Origin of the sequence: Blattabacterium cuenoti (genome assembly GCF_014252275.1) — a bacterium.
Taxonomy (GTDB): Bacteria; Bacteroidota; Bacteroidia; order Flavobacteriales; family Blattabacteriaceae; genus Blattabacterium; species Blattabacterium cuenoti_O.
Window position 1 is genome coordinate 213,590 of record NZ_CP059214.1, and the last position, 17,133, is coordinate 230,722.

Genomic DNA, 17,133 nt, shown 5'->3' on the forward strand with positions numbered 1-17,133 from the left:
ATCAGATCAATGTCCTTTTTATAAAAATATTATTTCGAAAAAGACTTCGTACTTTTTTTTCAAAAAAATTCGAAATAGAACTAGATGTGTAGAAAATATTATAATTATTCCATGATGGATGAATACACAATAATCCTTTTTCTTCTAGTTTATTTTTTATTTCTTGTACAACAATTCTTGGTATATCAATTAAATAAACTTTTCCATGATAAAAATGTTCAATTTCTTTTTTAAGAAATAAATAGTGAGTACAAGCCAATAAAATTGCATCAATTGATTGGATACGATTCAAGTAATTTTTTAAAAAAAATTTGATTATTTTCATATCCGTTCCTTTCTCAATTAAAAGAGCTAATGAAGGAATGGATAATGAAAAAATATTTAAATGATTATAATATGATCGTATTTTTTCCTCATAAAAATTTGAATAAATAGTAGCTGGTGTTGCAATGATCCCTATTTTTTTAAAAGAAAGAAAGATATTATTCTTTATCACAGGATTTATAACATCAAAAATCAGTATTTTCCTTTTAAATTTATCTTTAATAATCTCTAACGCATTGGATGTAATAGAATTACATGCAATTACAATTGCTTTACATTTTTTTTCGTAAAAAAAAGCAACCATTTTCATAGAATTTTCAATAATAAAATCTCTAGATTTATTTCCATATGGCATATTTTTAGTATCCCCATAATAAATAAGAGTTTCATTAGGCATATGGATTTTGATTTCTTTTGCTATAATTAACCCTCCAATGCCAGAGTCAAAAATTCCTATCGGTTCTTTATTTGAAAAACAATTTGATGCATATTTATGCATTGTAAAAAATATTATCGTAATTTTTTGATCAATTGTTTTTTTAGTCTAGAAGACTTATTTATATGTATAATATTTTTTTTCGATAATTTATCTATCATAGAAATAACTTTAGGAAAATCCTTGTGATTTTTTGTTTTTATTATTTTTTTTATAGCAGTTTTCGTGCTTTTATAAAGATATTTATTTCTTTTACGTTTTATATGATTTTGTCTTATTCTCTTTAAAGAAGATAAATGATTTGCCATAAATCAATTGTTTTTTATTTTGCAGCCCATAGGGGAATCGAACCCCTCTTTCCAGGATGAAAACCTGACGTCCTAACCAATAGACGAATGGGCCATTTATTTTTCAAAGAGATATAAATATACAAGTATTTTATTTTAGGATTTATTTTGTTATGGAAAATCCTAATTTTTTTAAATCTTCCCAAAATTTGGGATAAGACTTATCAACTACATTGGGATGATCTATTTTTAATAACATGGATTGCAATGCAAATGCAGAAAAGGACATAGCCATTCTATGGTCTTCATATGTATTAATTTTAATTACTGATTTTTTATTTTTCTGAATAAAATCAGTAATTTCTAAACAAGAATTTGTGATATTTATAATCACTCCAAACTTCATAAGCTCATTTTTTAAAGCTAATAAACGATCTGTTTCTTTGATTTTTAAAGTTTCTAATCCCTTTAATAAACATTTAATTCCAATTGATGCGCAAGTTATTGCAATGGTTTGTGCAATATCGGGTGTTTTATTAAGATCAAGTTCAATAAATTTTTTATAATTGATACGATTTTCTTTTGTCAAAAGAATTTCATTATTATGAAAAATCGTGTTAATTCCAAAATACTTTTTATATATATGAGATACGTTTTTATCTCCCTGTAAACTACAGTTTTTATATGAACGTAAAACAATTTTACTTTTACTTGATATTGCAGCCATAGAATAATAATATGAAGCTGAACTCCAATCTGATTCTATATGAAAAGAGATTTTTTTATGTATTTCTCCTGGATAAATATGAATTATTCTGTTTTTCCATAAGGCTTTGATTCCTGATAATCTTAATATATCAAATGTCATTTTGATATACGGAAGAGATGTAATATGATTTTCTAAAAAAATTTTTAATCCGTTAGTAAATTTACTAGCGATCAACATAAGAGAACTTATATATTGACTACTTACATTGGCTTTTACATAAATAGACCCTCCTAAAATCTTATTCCCAATAATTTTTATCGGAGGAAACCCTTCTTTTTCTAGATAAGAAATATTTGATCCTAAATTTTTTAACGCATTAACAAGAACAGAGATAGGTCTTTCTTTCATTCTATTTGATCCTGTTAAAATTGTTATTTTTCCTTCTTTGATAGAAAAGAAAGAAGTTAAAAAACGCATTGCAGTGCCTGCATGTTTTATATCTAATACTTTTGAAGAACTATACAAACTTTTTTTTAAAACATTAGTATCTTCACAATCGGAAAGATTCTCCAAATGAATTTTCTTTTCATAAAGTGCCTGTAAAATTAAAAATCGATTAGAAATACTTTTTGATCCTGTAATAGATAATGATCCGTATAAGGATTTTTCCTTTTTAGAAATATAGAAAGACATAAATTATTTTAATTTTTCATTTTATTATAATCCTTATTCATCTATCATGAGTATTTTTTTCTTTTTTTAATAAAATATCTTTTACTTGATCAATAATTGTTAAACGATCAATTTTATATTTTTTTAAAAGTTCATTTGGTTTTCCACTTTCTCCAAATGTATCCTGAACCGCTACAAAATTTTGTGGAATAGAAAGATTTTTACTTGTGATCAATCTTGCAATACTTTCTCCCAATCCTCCAAAATAATTATGTTCTTCTGCCGTAATAATACATTTGGTTTTTTTTATGGATTTTATAATTGTTTCTTCATCGAGAGGTTTAATAGTATGTACATTAATTACTTCACATTCTAATCCTTTTTTTTCATATAAAAATTTAGAAGCTTCTAAGGATTCCCAAACTAAATGTCCAGTACATACAATAGTAACATCTTTTCCTTTTGTCAAAAGAAAAGCTTTTCCAATCTCAAATATCTGATTTTCCTCTGTAAAGTTTGCAACAGGTGGACGACCAAAACGTAAATAGATCGGTCCCAAATAATTAAATGCGGCTATTGTAGCAGCATATGTTTGATTGTAATCACATGTATTAATGACGGTCATTCCTGGTAACATTTTCATCATACCAATATCCTCTAAACTTTGATGTGTTGCCCCATCTTCTCCAAGGGTTAATCCAGAATGCGATGCACATATTTTCACATTTTTTTTTGAATAAGATACCGATTGACGTATTTGATCATATACTCGAGAAGTGGCAAAATTAGCAAAAGTTCCTGCAAAAGGGATATATCCACCAATACTTAATCCTGCTGCTATTCCGATCATATTTGCTTCTGCAATTCCTATTTGAAAAAATCTTTTAGGAAACTTTTCGGAAAAATCATTCATAAATAAAGAGCTAGTAAGATCTGCACATAATGCCACTACTTGTTCATTTTTTTTACCTAAATCGGATAAAGCTTTTCCAAATCCTGCTCTTGTTTCTTTTAATCCTTTATTTTTATATTTTTTCATAAAAATTGTAAATTATTTTTTATCACATTATTGGAAAATCAACTAATGAACTTTCTGGAAGTTGATTTAACGCTTTTTTTAACTCTTCATTATTAGGATGTTTTCCATGCCAAGAGTGATCTCCTTTCATAAAATCTACACCATACCCCATTTGTGTATGTAAGAGAATCATTACTGGTTTTCCTTTATTTGTTCTTTTTTTTGCTTGTTTTAAAATATTAATAACATTTTTTATGTTATTTCCTTCTAACTCTTCTAATACATCCCAATCAAAAGATTCAAATTTACTTTTTAAGTTTCTCATAGGTAAAACTAAATCGGTTGGCCCATCAATTTGTTTTCCATTATAATCTATTGTTGCAATATAATTATCGATGTTTTTTGATCCAGCATATAAAACTGCCTCCCATATTTGTCCTTCGTTTAATTCTCCGTCTCCATGTAAACTATAAATAATAGAATCAACTTCATTTTGAAGTTTTTTTGATAAACATGCTCCGATAGCCACTGACATTCCTTGTCCTAGGGATCCAGAAGAAATACGTATTCCTGGTAGGTTTTCATATACAGATGGATGCCCTTGTAATCGAGAATTAATTTTTCTAAAAGAAGAAAGTTCTTTAACTGAAAAAAAACCTGATCGAGCTAATACACTATAGTATACAGGAGATATATGTCCATTAGAAAGGAAAAAAAGATCTTCCCCTTTTCCATCCATTGTAAATTTTTTTGAGTTATAATTCATAATCTCAAAATATAAAGCGACAAAATATTCAACACAACCTAAAGATCCTCCAGGATGTCCAGATTTTGCATTGTGAATCATTCGTAAAATATCTCTTCTTACTTGACGACATAAATCATTTAAATAACGTTCATTCATTTCTAAAATAAAATTTTTTTAACTATTATTTTTTAATGATAGTTTCTTTATTTTTTATAAGGAACAAAATTAATAATTAATTATGAGTATTCTAAATAGAAAAGCTAAATTTCAGTATCATTTTTTAGAATATTATATAGCTGGAATACAATTATTTGGAACAGAAGTCAAATCTATAAGACAAAATAAGGTAAATATTACTAATAGTTTTTGTTATATGAAAAATAGAGAATTATACTCAGCAAATATGTACATTGATGAATATAAATTTGGTACAGCATCTAATCACTTAGTAAACCGAGAAAGAAAACTTTTATTAAAAAGAAAGGAGTTGAATAAAATTGAAAAGAGATTGTTTAATCCAGGATTAACTCTAGTCCCTTTAAAACTTTTCTTTAACGACAAGGGATATATCAAATTAAAAATTGTTTTAGCTAAAGGAAAAAAAGAGTATGATAAACGTGAAATTTTGAGAAAAAAAGATGTCCAACGAGACATGCAACAATTTATTAAAAAATACAAAAATTGATTGAATGATATTTCACGTTTAAAATATGAAAAACGATACGAAAATAGAACAAAAAAAATTCATTTGAATAATTTTATATCTTCGTAAGAGTTATAGAAAAATTTTAGTCTTTTATGAAAAACGTAAATTTTTTTATTGTTTTATTGTTTACTTTTTTTTCATCTGTCTTTTCTAAAGATTTAATCGTGAAAACGAAAACAAATACCCATAAGAATGGGATTAAAAAAAAAGAGAAGGAAGATGGTTATTTAATTAAAGTAGGAACTTCTGATATAAATTATTTTCCTACGGATTTATCTCCTGCAGTGAAAGATATTTTTCAAGGATTCTCTAATCAAAAAAATAATTTTATCATTCCAAAAATTTCTAACGTTGGATTAGGATATAAAAATAAACATTTAGGTTTTTTCTTGGATGTATCATCAGGAATGATAACTAATGATAGATGGAAAATCAAGAATGCAAATTTTTTAAAAATTAGTAATGGGATCCATGTTTATCCTTTTACTCATCCTTACAATATGATTGATCCCTATTTTAGATTAGGAGGTGCATTTCATAAATTTGATGGATATAATGGTAAAGAATATGTAATTTCTTCTACGAAATGTTTTATGACTGATAGAAATAAGTTTCTAGTATTGGATGGAGGTTTAGGAATTAATTTCTGGATTATTCCTAATATGGGATTAAACATTCAAAGTACTTATAATCATATTTTTGCAAGACAATCTAGAGATTATCTTGATTTTTGGAAACATAACATAGGATTGATTTTTAAATTTGGTAATACAATGAAAATCAATCGTTTAATAATAAAAAATGGAAAAAAAGGAACGTCATTGATAAAAAAATATGTACAAACAAATTTGAAAATTAATCAAAAAAAATATCCTTTTTTTATTCCTATAGGTTCAATTTATGAAAAAATAAATCCTATAGAAAATCATTTATATATAGATCGTCATAAAACAAATCAATCCGATTCTATTCCTCAAAGGATTCCTCATCAATCCAAAAATACTTTCTATAATCTTAATCATGATTCTTACAATTTTACAAAATTGAAAAAACGAGAAATTATTTTTCCTAAAAAACGAAAAATGATTTGTAGTAAAAAAATTTATAGAATTGAAAGGATTGATTCCCTTTACAGAAATAAAGAAGATCAAAAAATTATTTCAAATAATGATAAAATCGAATCCATTTCAATCCATCAAAATCAAGGATCAGATAGGATAAGAGATCCTATACTATTCTATAATAATGATTTAGAAAAATGTCTGTTTCATAGAGAACTTACAAAGTTTAATCTCGGGTCTTCTTCGATTCCAGTACAAAAGACCGAATCTGGAACACCACAAGTCCAAGGAACCGAGCACCCCTTGGTCGGAACTTCTTCGATTCCAGTACAAAAGACTGAATCTGGAACACCACAAGTCCAAGGAACCGAGCACCCCTTGGTCGGAACTTCTTCGATTCCAGTACAAAAGACCGAATCTGGAACACAAGTCCAAGGAACCGAGCACCCCTTGGTCGGAACTTCTTCGATTCCAGTACAAAAGACCGAATCTGGAACACAAGTCCAAGGAAAAGGAAAAAAACCGTTAGGCTCCTCGAGGATCCAACAAAGAACAAAATCCGTACGAGGACGAGGAAAAGGAAAAAAACCGTTAGGCTCCTCGAGGATCCAACAAAGAACAAAATCCGTACGAGGACGAGGAAAAGGAAAAAAACCGTTAGGCTCCTCGAGGATCCAACAAAGAACAAAATCCGTACGAGGACGAGGAAAAAGTTAAGGAAAGAAAACATCAGACAATCTTCTAAAAAAGAATGAAAAATAAAGATTTGTATCTTTTATTCTTTAATTCGAGGAATATTAAAACTTATAAAAATGTTTTTTTATTCCTTGTTTTTTTTTATATAAAAAGAAATTAATATACTTAATTCGTATAAAAATAATAGTGGAATTATTACTATAATTGTACTAAATATATCTCCTGGGGTAATGGCTGAAGCAATAATTAGTATAATAAAAAAAGCGTATTTTCTATACTTTTTTAAAAAAATATGTGATATTAATTCCATCTTAGTCAACAAGTATATAAAAAAAGGAAATAAAAATGTAATTCCCATAGACAATACAGAATGTATAATCAATGAAATATAATCTGATAAATCAAATATGTTTTTCGGAAAATTGCTAATTTTAAAAGAATAGCCAAAATGAATAAGAAATGGAAATAAAATATAATATCCAAAAAAAATTCCTAAAAGGAATAAAAAAGAAATTGAGATCATCATCCATTTTGAATATTTTTCTTCTTTTTTAGATAGACCTGGTTTTATAAATGTCCATAATTCATAAAAAATATAAGGAGAAGATATTATTATTCCTCCAATAATACACGTACACATGTACATATTAAATTGACCAAATATTTTTCTATTTTGAATTTCTAGATCATTAGATAAAAATGTAACAGGGATAAAAGGAAATAATGGAATTTTTTTTATTATTTTATAAAAAATTTTGTAAGTAATAAAATTTTTTTTTGCAGGTCCAAAAATAATTTGATCAAATATTATTTTTTTATTATACATTAAAAAAATCGTACAAATGGCAATGACACATAAACAATGTATTAAATGTTTTCTTAATTCTTCAATATGTTTCCATAACGGAAACTCTTTTTTTTTATTATGCATAATATTATGAATATAATAACATCAATTCAAAAACCATGAAATGCGGAATTATTGGTCTTCCAAATACAGGTAAATCAACATTTTTTAATATACTTTCTCGATCTAATGTTTTATCAGAAAATTTTCCATTTTGTACAATTGAACCAAATTATGGAACGATAAAAGTTCCAGATAAAAGGTTAAAAATTTTACAAGAAATAGTAAATCCCATGAAAATTATTCCATCTGAAATAAAAGTTATAGATATTGCAGGATTAATTAAGGGAGCACATAAAGGTGATGGATTAGGAAATAGATTCTTATCTCATATTAGAGAAACTGATGGAATCGTTCATATGATCCGTTTTTTTAATGATGAAAATATATCTCATGTAGAAGGAACTATCGATCCTATTAGAGATAAAGAAATTGTTGATTTAGAAATGCAATTAAAAGATTTAGAAACAATAGAAAAAATATTAAAAAAAGAAAAAGGAAAGTACAAAAATCTTCTAAAAGATCTTTATTGTTTTCTAAAACAAGGAAAAAATATAAGAATGTTTCCATTCCATAGTCATTACGAAAGAAAATATATCAAACATACTTTTCATTTTTTAACAGAAAAACCTGTTATTTATATAGCAAATATAAATAAGAATATAAATTCTTCATCTTTGAAGAGATTCGAAGAATCTCTTCAAAATGACAAATCTAATGTTTTTATTTTTCCTATGAAAAATCCTTCTTTTGATAAAATAGAAAATGTAATTAAACAATTAATGAATTTATTAACATTGCAAAACTTTTTTACAGTAGGAAAACAAGAGATTAGGTCATGGAATATTCCTATTCCATGTACAGCCTATGAAGCATCCTCTGTAATACATACAGATTTTCAAAAAGGATTTATAAAAGCAGAAATTATACATTATCATGATTATATCAAATACAAATCAGAAGAAAAAATAAAAAAGCTTGGAAAAATATTCTTAGCAGGAAAAAAATCTCTTATTCGAGATGGAGATATTATCCATTTTCGTTTTAATCGATAAATAATTATACAAAAAATTTATCCATATTATTATTTATTCTTAATAAAGCTTCATAGATTAACAATATCGTTTTTTCTACATCTTGTTTATGTACCATTTCCACTGTAGTATGCATGTATTTTACAGGAACGGATATTAATGCAGATAATACTCCTTTTCCTGAATAAGCAATTACATCTACATCTGTTCCTGTAGATCTTGATGCAACTAATCTTTGGTATTCTATTTTTGCATTGTTTGCTGAATCGATAATCATTTCTCTAATATCTTTTTTGATAGATGGAGAATATGTAATAACTGGACCTGATCCACACAAAATATCTCCTTCAATTCGTTTACTTATCATACTATTTGATGTATCATGAGTGACATCAGTTACAATAGCTATATGAGGTTTAATAGTGTTCGCTATAATTTTTGCTCCTTTAAAACCTATTTCCTCTTGTACAGAGTTTGCAACGTACAATCCAAATTGTAAATCAATCTTGTTTTTTACCAACATTTTTGCCACTTCTGCAATAAGAAATCCTCCAATTTTATTATCCAAAGATTTAGATACAAAGTAATTTTTATTCATAACAAAAAATTGATCAGGATAAGTAACTATACATCCTACATGTACCCCCATCTTAAGAACTTCTTCTATACTATCCGCACCAATATCAATAAATATATTGTCTACACTCGGATATTTTTCTTCTAATGATTTCCTTATATGAATAGCTGGCCAACCAAATACTCCATCTATAATTCCTTTTTTTGTATGAATCGAAACTTTTTTAGATAAAGTTATTTGATGATCAGATCCACCATTATGAGAAACGTGAATAATTCCATTTTTTTCAATATAATTAACATACCATGAAATTTCATCCGCATGTGCTTCAATAAGTAATCTATATGGACTATCAGAATTTATAATTCCTACTGCTGTTCCATATAAATCCATTTGTACTTTTTCTACATATGGAGTAATATACTTTACCCATATTTTTTGTCCTTCCTCCTCTTCTCCTGTTGGTGCTATACTATTTAAATATTTTTCAATAAATTTTAATGCATTTTTATCAATTACGTAATTTTTTTTCATAATTTTTTATATCATATAAAGATCCTTTAAATACGCATTCTACATATCCTGTCAGATAAATATTTTTATACTTATTTTTTTCTTTTTTTAAAGAAACCCATAAAGGACCTCCTAACGTATGAACTTTTAATGTTTCTAAATGAGAATTAATTTTATTTGTTTCATATGATGCAATAACTGATGCAGTCACCCCTGTACCACAAGATAATGTTTCATTTTCTACTCCTCTTTCATAAGTACGTACCTGCAACGTATTGTTATTTTTTATGCTTACAAAATTAACATTAACTCCGTTTTTTGCATACATTTTTTGATATCTTATTTTTCTACCTTCTTTATAAACATTAATATTTTTCATGTTTTCTTCTTCTACAAATAAAACATAATGAGGAGATCCTGTATCTAAAAATACGTGATCTTTTTCAATTTGAATTAATTCTTTTTTTAAATCAAGAAGTTTAATGGAAACTAAATTATTTTTTTTCACTAATCCTTCATGAAATCCATTTATAGATCGAAAATAAATTTCATTTATTTTATTATTATTGATAATATAATTTTTGTAAAAAAAAACTGCGCATCTTCCTCCATTTCCACACATTGTCCCTTTCTTTCCATTCGAATTATAGTAATCAAAATAAAAATCACTTTGAAAATCTTTTTTAATTAAAATAATTCCATCTGAACCAATCCCTAAATGTCTATCGCATAATTTTTTCAGAAATGAATCATTATCTAGGTAATTAGAATGATTTTCCATACAATTTATAATAATAAAATCATTTCCCGTTCCATGCAATTTAAAAAAATCCAATTTCATAACACATTACAAATCTTTGAGATAGGAGTAGAAATTTAACATTTTTTTTTTCTACAATTCAAAATAATATATTTATGAATATGCATATAAATATAACATCATAATCGAAAAAAATTACAAATAAATTATGAGAAATGTGTTTTTTTATGTTTTATTAAGCAGTGTAATAACTTCTTTTTTGAGTATTTCTATATATAGAAACTACGAAAAAAAAGAAAAAAAATTCCTTCCATGGAATCCTGTATATGCATTTCAAAAATCACAAAATATTCCATTAAAAACTTCTTTATTTAGTCATAGTCATTTTTATTTTCCTGATTTTACAGAAATAGTCCAAAAAAATATTAATGCCGTTGTTAAAGTAAAAAATTATTCTAAAAGGAATAGGATCTTATCTCCATTTGATTTCTTTTTTGGTTTTCCCGATGATTTCAGTAGAAGAAAATGGGGGAAAAAACATGATATTTATGGATTTCATGGGTCAGGAGTGCTCATTTCATCTGATGGATATATTGTAACGAATCATCATGTGATTCATAACGCTGAAAGCATTGAAGTTATCCTTAACGATCAAAGAATATATCCTGCTCAACTCATAGGTTCAGACCCAAGTACAGATGTGGCACTTATCAAAATTCATGAAACAAATTTACCTTTTGTTGCTTTTCAAGATTCTAATCAAGTTCAAGTAGGAGAATGGGTAATTGCTATTGGTAATCCATTTGATTTAAACGCTACTGTTACTTCGGGAATTATTAGTGCAAAAAATAGAAACATAGGAATACTGAATGAAAAGGCTTCTCCTTCCTCATCTATCGAATCTTTTTTTCAAACGGATGCGGCCGTTAATCCTGGAAATAGTGGAGGCCCCTTATTAAATATGAATGGAAAACTTATTGGAATTAATACTGCAATCTCTTCTTCTTCCGGAAATTTTATAGGATATAGTTTCGCGGTCCCATCTAATTTGGTTTTGAAAGTAGTAAAAGATATAAAAACATACGGATCGGTACAACGTGCATTTTTAGGAGTTAAAGGAGGGGATATGAAAGATATTTACTCCTATCTTAGGAATAAAAATCAAACAATATCAAAAAACTTCAATGTACAACAAGGATTTTTTATTGGAGAAGTGATTGATCATAGTAGTGCATATGATGCAGGACTGCAAACAGGAGATGTTATTAAACGTATTGATGGACATTTAATAAATAACTCCTCAGATCTTATTTTCATGATAGGGATGAAACATCCAGGAGATATCATCGTATTAGAAATTGTTCGAAAAAAAGAAATAAAATATTTGTCTGTAGTTTTAAAACGTATTAAAAAATAAATGAAAAATTAAAAGATATCATCCATCAACGATGGACCATCTGATTTTATCGAATTTTTCATCTTAATATACAAAGAAATAGATTATAAACGTTTTGTTAAATTGGGCGTGATAGAATTTTTCCATAATAGGAAATCATTGTTCATAATGTGTTTTCTTGATTGACTTATTAATTTATAATAAAAAGAAAGATTATGGATAGAAATAATTTCTTTTCCTAAATTTTCTTTTGATAAAAAAAGATGTCTTATATAAGATTTATTATATAATGTATCAACATAAGAATCCCCATTTTTGTCTAAAAAGGAACAATCGTATTTCCATTTTTTATTTTTAATATTTAAAATCCCATTCCAAGTAAATATCATTCCGTGACGTCCATTTCTTGTAGGAATAACACAATCAAACATATCAATTCCCATAGAAATTCCTTCTAAAAGATCTGTGGGATTACCTATTCCCATTAAATATCTAGGTTTTTCATGAGGTAAAATATCTGTTAATACATTAATCACATTATATGCATCTTTTTTGGATTCTCCCAACCCTAATCCTCCAATAGCATATCCATCAGCTTTGATCGTATTCATATTCTTTATATATTTTTTCCTTAAATCAGTATAAATACTTCCTTGTATCACAGGAAAGAATCCTTGTTTATGTGGATACAATTCATTTTTTTTTTCTAAAAAATAAGAACATCTTTTAAGCCAAAACAGGTTTTTATCCACAGATTGTTCTGCTTCTGAATAACTGCATGGATATGATGGACAATCGTCAAAAGACATAATTATATCTCCTCCTATCATTCGTTGTATTTCCATCGATTTTTCTGGAGAAAAAAAATGAGAAGATCCATTTAATAAAGACTTAAAATATACACCATTATCCGTTATTTTATTGATTTTTTTCATCGAAAAAACCTGATATCCCCCGCTATCTGTTAAAATAGGTTTTTTCCAATTCATGAAGGGATGGATTCCCCCTGTTCTTCGAATAATATCAATTCCCGGTTGAAAATATAAGTGATAAGTATTCCCTAAAATAATATCTGATATTTTATATAAATCTTGTATGGGCGTTGATTTCACATATCCTTTTGAAGCAACTGGCATAAATGTAGGAGTCTGTATATTTCCATGATCAGTTTGTATCAATCCTAATCGTGCTTTAGAAAAACAATCTTTTTTTATTAAATAAAATTTCATAAATTTTTCGAAAATTTTTGAAAAAAATAATTATAAATCATATTCAATATAAAAAAAAATGATCATGAAATATTATCATCAACCTGTCCTTCTTAAAGAAAGCGTAGAAAATTTTCTTACGGATAAAAATGGTGTATATATAGATGCTACTTTTGGTGGTGGTGGACATTCTTCTTATATTCTAGAAAATTTAGACGAAAAAGCAATGTTGATCGCTTTTGATCAGGATAAAGAGGCAGTCATGAAAAATTGTATTAAGGATCCTCGTTTACATCTATTTCATGCTAATTTTATTCATGTAAATGAAATTTTAAAAAAAAAAAATATAAAACAAGTAACAGGAATACTCCTGGATTTAGGGTATTCATCTTTTCAAATAGATAATCCATCAAGGGGATTTTCTAACAGATATGATTGTATTTTAGATATGAGAATGAATCAAGAAAATATTTATTCTGCTCAAGATATTATAAATAACTATTCCAAAAGAAAATTATCAAAAATTTTCAAAGAATACGGAGATTTTAAAAACGCTAGTCGCATAGCTGATAGAATCATGAAAAAAAGGAATAAAAAAAGAATTATTACTTCTTTTGATTTAATGAACATTTTTTACATTAATGGATCTTTCTCAAAAAGAAAAAGATTTTTCTCACGTTTATTTCAATCTATACGAATCGAAGTTAATGATGAAATTAATATTTTAAAAAGTTTTTTGTTAAAATCTTCTACCATTCTTTTGAAAGGTGGTAGAATTGCCGTAATTTCCTATCATTCTATTGAAGATCGTATTGCAAAACTTTTTTTCAAAATAAAAAATCAGGATATTCCCTTTAGAATGATTCACAAAAAAGTGATTAAGCCAAAAATCAAAGAAATTAAGACAAATTCCAGATCTAGAAGTGCAAAATTAAGAATTGCAGAAATTATATAAACATGATGAACATGAAAAAAAATATAATTATAAGAATTTTAACAGGAAAGTTTTTGGTGGATAAAAATGCTTATCAAGTTTGGTACTTCCTGATTTATATCACGTTTTTATCTTTTATTAGTATTACTAATTCGCATTTAACTGTTTACCAAATACAAAAATGTCTATGTATGAAAAAGGAAGTCGAAGAATTGCATGCTGAATATGCGGATGTACATCATACATATATGAAAATGAAGTTTTTTTATTTTCTTCATAAAAAAGATCCTAACATCTTGAAAACATTTCAACAATCTACATCTATGATGTAGATGAAAATAAATAATCAAAACAAAGAATACTATAAAAAATAAATCTTATGATGAAGGAGGCTATGAACGATGGAAATGACATCATCATGAAATATGAAGAGGAAAGAATCATCCATGAATTATTATATAGATCATATTCTCTTGCTTTTTTATATCTATGTTTTTCTTTAGTTCTTATATCTCATTTATTATATCATCAATTTTTCGTAAAAAATAAGAAAATAATAAGAATCGTCCATAGAACCATACGATTGATCAAAAATCATCGTGAACAAGCAAAAGAAAATTTTTTTTGTGAAGGACATGCTATGTTGTTTATCTATGGAAAAAAATATAACATATTTGTTGATTTTCAATCAATTTCCAATGTAGTATTTTCAGATAATGTCAAGGAATTATCTCGTTCATTATCCTGTTTATTTCATCAACCAAAAAGTATCATTTATAAACGACTTTGGAAAGAAAAAAAGAAAGGGAACAGGTATTTTTTTTTAGCAAAAGGTCTAGATTATAGATATTTTAAAACATTACAAACCCTTCCAGTTTTTCAAAATAAATTGATAAAAAAGGGATTGATCATACAAAAAAAAACATATGAAATTCCATGTTTAAAAAACAGTGGATTACATAAGGATTTTCCTATTCAAGATGAAAGAATACTCATAAAATTTTCGACACTATTTCATCGATATATGAATGGGGAATATGGGAAAAAAATAGAAAAATGGATTATTTACAATATCCTATGGAAAGGATTACAGTGGAAAAATTTCATTATAAATTCAATCAATAAAACGTATCCATCATATCCGAATACAATCCATTTATCTATAGAAGATGGAAAATATGATCATAATGATCATCTTCTATTTCGAGAATTGTTTATTGAGAAAACATATCATGGAGAACACATTATTATACATCATGAAAAAAATTATCATAAAAACGTTCCTACAATTATTCATATAAGTAAAAAAGATATTTTTTTTCAAAAAAATAAGAAAAAAAATATCTTCCCTTTATATCATATAGAATCTAATAAATTAGACCATCTAGGACATGTCTTTAATAAACAAGATGTTATCTATTTCAATGAATAAGTCTTAAGGTGTTGAACGAAAAGAAATAAAATTAATAATCTATTTTCATGAAGAAAATGATGATAAAATTTCTTATAAATTCTTTCTATTCATCATTTCTTTTTTGAACATCATGTAATGATAAAAATATAAATCATAAGATGATTATTAGAATATAAAATCCAATTTATGGATTAGATGGATAAATATTGAACGATAATCTATAGAATTATTTCTTCAACGTTATTATGAAATTCACAATTATAGAAGAAAGAACATGAAAAAATCATTAAGATTAGTTTTAAAAAATGTAAATATTTTAAAAAAAATAGGTACATGTGAGGATAAATATGTTTTTGGGATTTCTATCCATTCTAATATGGTCAAGAAAAATATGATTTTTGTTGCAATTCAAGGAAAAAAAATAGATGGTCATATTTTTATTATCGATGCAATCAGAAAAGGAGCAAATACTATTGTTTGTGAACAGCTTCCTTTACATATCCATTTAAATGTAATGTATGTATTAGTTTTGGATTCGATAGAAGCTTTAGGAATGATCTCTTCTAATTTTTATGAAAATCCTACAAAAAAGATAAAATTGATAGGAATCACGGGAACTAATGGAAAAACATCTGTTGCTTTTTTATTACATAAGTTATTTTCTAAAATGGGAGAAAAAAATATTCTTATATCCACAATAGGAATTAAAATTTTGTCCAAGGAATATGAAACGATCCATACCACTCCGAATATTATCGAAATAAATAAATATTTATATTTATCAATCAAAAAACAGTGTAAATATGCTTTTATGGAAGTAAGTTCACATGGAATTCATCAAAAAAGAATCAGTAGATTATTCTTTCAAGGAGGAGTATTTACGAATATCACACACGATCATCTAGACTATCATATATCGTTCGATCACTATTTATTGACGAAAACCTTGTTTTTCAAAAATTTATCAAAAAATTCTTTTGCTTTAATTAATTATGACGATGTCCATGCTTCTCATTTTAAGAAAGATATTTCTGCTAAAATATATTCTTATGGATTGAAAAATCATTACGATTTTCATGTTAAAATATTGCATCAAGATTTTCATGGTACTCAATTATTAATTGATAAACATCCAATTTTGATTCAGCTAATCGGAAAGTTTAATGCTTATAATATATTATCGAGTTATGCGGTTTCTATATTATTGGGAATAGAGAAACATAAAATATTAAAAATATTACAAGAAATCTCTTCAATCAAGGGACGTTTCGAACAATTTGAATCGTATTCAGGAATTCGTATTATTGTTGATTATGCTCATAATCCTAATGGATTAGAAGAAGTTTTAACGACCATTGAAAAAATGAAACAAAATGATGAAAAATTAATATGTGTTATAGGATGTGGAGGAAATCGAGATAAAAAAAAACGTTCTTTAATGGGAAAGATTGCTTATGAAAAATGTGATGTATCTATTTTTACTTCCGATAATCCTAGAGAAGAAGATCCTAATGAAATTATAAAAGATATGAAAAACTTTCAATCATGTGTCAAAAACCATTCAATTTTAACTATTGTGAATAGAAGAATTGCCATAAAAAAAGCAATTCAAATAGCAAATAAAAAAGATGTTGTTTTAATTGCCGGAAAAGGTCATGAAAATTATCAAGAAATTAAAGGACATCGTTATGCATTTAATGATATGAATGTGGCCAAAGAATTCCTTTAAAAAA

General features: G+C 26.4%; 17 protein-coding genes and 1 tRNA gene. 8 read left to right on the top strand and 10 right to left on the bottom strand.

All coding sequences use genetic code 11. From position 1 onward, the window contains the following. Position 1: 1 nt before the first annotated feature. The 6 genes from murI to H0H42_RS01035 form a co-directional block, all read right to left on the bottom strand. Positions 2–823, bottom strand: a complete 822-nt coding sequence (gene murI / locus H0H42_RS01010; RefSeq protein ID WP_185868680.1) for a glutamate racemase — start codon at positions 821–823, stop codon at positions 2–4. Between the two features lie 11 nt (positions 824–834). Next, the gene (gene rpsT, locus H0H42_RS01015) at positions 835–1,068 is read right to left on the bottom strand and encodes a 30S ribosomal protein S20 (protein ID WP_185868681.1); all 234 of its coding nucleotides are present in this window, start codon (positions 1,066–1,068) and stop codon (positions 835–837) included. Positions 1,069–1,090: 22 nt separating this feature from the next. Further along, positions 1,091–1,162, bottom strand: a tRNA-Glu gene (locus H0H42_RS01020). Between the two features lie 48 nt (positions 1,163–1,210). Then, positions 1,211–2,449, bottom strand: a complete 1,239-nt coding sequence (locus H0H42_RS01025) for a 3-phosphoshikimate 1-carboxyvinyltransferase (RefSeq protein WP_185868682.1) — start codon at positions 2,447–2,449, stop codon at positions 1,211–1,213. A gap of 37 nt (positions 2,450–2,486) precedes the next feature. Beyond that, a complete protein-coding gene (locus H0H42_RS01030; RefSeq protein WP_185868683.1) occupies positions 2,487–3,467 on the bottom strand; it encodes a transketolase family protein in 981 nt (326 codons plus the stop codon). 22 nt (positions 3,468–3,489) lie between these two features. Further along, the gene (locus tag H0H42_RS01035) at positions 3,490–4,350 is read right to left on the bottom strand and encodes a transketolase (RefSeq protein ID WP_185868684.1); all 861 of its coding nucleotides are present in this window, start codon (positions 4,348–4,350) and stop codon (positions 3,490–3,492) included. 82 nt (positions 4,351–4,432) lie between these two features. Here H0H42_RS01035 and smpB point away from each other — a divergent pair, with 82 nt between their 5' ends. Together smpB and H0H42_RS01045 are read left to right on the top strand one after the other, a co-directional pair. Continuing rightward, entirely contained in the window at positions 4,433–4,879 is a 447-nt protein-coding gene (smpB, locus tag H0H42_RS01040; RefSeq protein WP_185868685.1) for an SsrA-binding protein SmpB, read from the top strand. A 113-nt stretch (positions 4,880–4,992) separates the two neighbouring features. Further along, positions 4,993–6,678, top strand: coding sequence for a hypothetical protein (locus H0H42_RS01045; RefSeq protein ID WP_185868686.1), 1,686 nt, complete (start codon positions 4,993–4,995; stop codon positions 6,676–6,678). 103 nt (positions 6,679–6,781) lie between these two features. Here the strand turns inward: H0H42_RS01045 and tatC are convergent, their stop codons facing one another. Continuing rightward, positions 6,782–7,588, bottom strand: coding sequence for a twin-arginine translocase subunit TatC (gene tatC / locus H0H42_RS01050; RefSeq protein ID WP_185868687.1), 807 nt, complete (start codon positions 7,586–7,588; stop codon positions 6,782–6,784). Positions 7,589–7,623: 35 nt separating this feature from the next. On the opposite strand from tatC, the gene H0H42_RS01055 reads away from it, so the two are divergent. Then, entirely contained in the window at positions 7,624–8,619 is a 996-nt protein-coding gene (locus tag H0H42_RS01055; protein WP_185868688.1) for a redox-regulated ATPase YchF, read from the top strand. Positions 8,620–8,623: 4 nt separating this feature from the next. On the opposite strand, the gene H0H42_RS01060 is transcribed toward H0H42_RS01055, so the two are convergent. Together H0H42_RS01060 and dapF are read right to left on the bottom strand one after the other, a co-directional pair. Then, positions 8,624–9,709 (bottom strand): zinc-binding metallopeptidase family protein, encoded by a 1,086-nt coding sequence (locus tag H0H42_RS01060; RefSeq protein WP_185868689.1) that lies wholly within the window; start codon positions 9,707–9,709, stop codon positions 8,624–8,626. After that, a complete protein-coding gene (dapF, locus tag H0H42_RS01065; protein ID WP_185868690.1) occupies positions 9,687–10,529 on the bottom strand; it encodes a diaminopimelate epimerase in 843 nt (280 codons plus the stop codon). Before dapF ends, H0H42_RS01060 begins: the two co-directional genes overlap by 23 nt. A 127-nt stretch (positions 10,530–10,656) precedes the next feature. On the opposite strand from dapF, the gene H0H42_RS01070 reads away from it, so the two are divergent. Further along, a complete protein-coding gene (locus H0H42_RS01070) occupies positions 10,657–11,865 on the top strand; it encodes a S1C family serine protease (protein ID WP_185868691.1) in 1,209 nt (402 codons plus the stop codon). A gap of 83 nt (positions 11,866–11,948) precedes the next feature. Here the strand turns inward: H0H42_RS01070 and tgt are convergent, their stop codons facing one another. Beyond that, positions 11,949–13,073: a tRNA guanosine(34) transglycosylase Tgt gene (gene tgt, locus H0H42_RS01075; RefSeq protein ID WP_185868692.1), complete on the bottom strand. Its 1,125-nt coding sequence runs from the start codon at positions 13,071–13,073 to the stop codon at positions 11,949–11,951. Between the two features lie 64 nt (positions 13,074–13,137). Between tgt and rsmH the strand changes: the two genes are divergently transcribed. The 4 genes from rsmH to H0H42_RS01095 all read left to right on the top strand — a co-directional run bounded on the left by rsmH (position 13,138) and on the right by H0H42_RS01095 (position 17,129). Next, positions 13,138–14,007 carry a 16S rRNA (cytosine(1402)-N(4))-methyltransferase RsmH gene (gene rsmH / locus H0H42_RS01080; RefSeq protein ID WP_185868693.1) on the top strand — a complete coding sequence of 290 codons (870 nt, stop codon included), beginning with the start codon at positions 13,138–13,140 and terminating at the stop codon, positions 14,005–14,007. An 11-nt stretch (positions 14,008–14,018) separates the two neighbouring features. Then, positions 14,019–14,318, top strand: a complete 300-nt coding sequence (locus H0H42_RS01085) for an FtsL-like putative cell division protein (RefSeq protein WP_185868694.1) — start codon at positions 14,019–14,021, stop codon at positions 14,316–14,318. A 47-nt stretch (positions 14,319–14,365) separates the two neighbouring features. After that, positions 14,366–15,418 (top strand): hypothetical protein, encoded by a 1,053-nt coding sequence (locus H0H42_RS01090; RefSeq protein ID WP_207105629.1) that lies wholly within the window; start codon positions 14,366–14,368, stop codon positions 15,416–15,418. Between the two features lie 256 nt (positions 15,419–15,674). Beyond that, on the top strand, positions 15,675–17,129 hold the full coding sequence (locus H0H42_RS01095) for a UDP-N-acetylmuramoyl-L-alanyl-D-glutamate--2,6-diaminopimelate ligase (RefSeq protein ID WP_185868696.1): 1,455 nt from the start codon (positions 15,675–15,677) through the stop codon (positions 17,127–17,129). Positions 17,130–17,133 lie beyond the last annotated feature (4 nt).

What these genes read in the sequence shown, in the direction of transcription:
- H0H42_RS01090 (WP_207105629.1), top strand. Translation starts at nt 14,366, where the DNA reads ATGATGAAGGAGGCTATGAACGATGGAAATGACATCATCATGAAATAT.
- tatC (WP_185868687.1), bottom strand. Translation starts at nt 7,588, where the DNA reads ATGCATAATAAAAAAAAAGAGTTTCCGTTATGGAAACATATTGAAGAA.
- H0H42_RS01045 (WP_185868686.1), top strand. Translation starts at nt 4,993, where the DNA reads ATGAAAAACGTAAATTTTTTTATTGTTTTATTGTTTACTTTTTTTTCA.
- H0H42_RS01025 (WP_185868682.1), bottom strand. Translation starts at nt 2,449, where the DNA reads ATGTCTTTCTATATTTCTAAAAAGGAAAAATCCTTATACGGATCATTA.
- H0H42_RS01095 (WP_185868696.1), top strand. Translation starts at nt 15,675, where the DNA reads ATGAAAAAATCATTAAGATTAGTTTTAAAAAATGTAAATATTTTAAAA.
- murI (WP_185868680.1), bottom strand. Translation starts at nt 823, where the DNA reads ATGCATAAATATGCATCAAATTGTTTTTCAAATAAAGAACCGATAGGA.
- H0H42_RS01035 (WP_185868684.1), bottom strand. Translation starts at nt 4,350, where the DNA reads ATGAATGAACGTTATTTAAATGATTTATGTCGTCAAGTAAGAAGAGAT.
- smpB (WP_185868685.1), top strand. Translation starts at nt 4,433, where the DNA reads ATGAGTATTCTAAATAGAAAAGCTAAATTTCAGTATCATTTTTTAGAA.
- H0H42_RS01070 (WP_185868691.1), top strand. Translation starts at nt 10,657, where the DNA reads ATGAGAAATGTGTTTTTTTATGTTTTATTAAGCAGTGTAATAACTTCT.
- H0H42_RS01060 (WP_185868689.1), bottom strand. Translation starts at nt 9,709, where the DNA reads ATGAAAAAAAATTACGTAATTGATAAAAATGCATTAAAATTTATTGAA.
- rsmH (WP_185868693.1), top strand. Translation starts at nt 13,138, where the DNA reads ATGAAATATTATCATCAACCTGTCCTTCTTAAAGAAAGCGTAGAAAAT.
- H0H42_RS01030 (WP_185868683.1), bottom strand. Translation starts at nt 3,467, where the DNA reads ATGAAAAAATATAAAAATAAAGGATTAAAAGAAACAAGAGCAGGATTT.
- tgt (WP_185868692.1), bottom strand. Translation starts at nt 13,073, where the DNA reads ATGAAATTTTATTTAATAAAAAAAGATTGTTTTTCTAAAGCACGATTA.
- rpsT (WP_185868681.1), bottom strand. Translation starts at nt 1,068, where the DNA reads ATGGCAAATCATTTATCTTCTTTAAAGAGAATAAGACAAAATCATATA.
- H0H42_RS01085 (WP_185868694.1), top strand. Translation starts at nt 14,019, where the DNA reads ATGAAAAAAAATATAATTATAAGAATTTTAACAGGAAAGTTTTTGGTG.
- H0H42_RS01055 (WP_185868688.1), top strand. Translation starts at nt 7,624, where the DNA reads ATGAAATGCGGAATTATTGGTCTTCCAAATACAGGTAAATCAACATTT.
- dapF (WP_185868690.1), bottom strand. Translation starts at nt 10,529, where the DNA reads ATGAAATTGGATTTTTTTAAATTGCATGGAACGGGAAATGATTTTATT.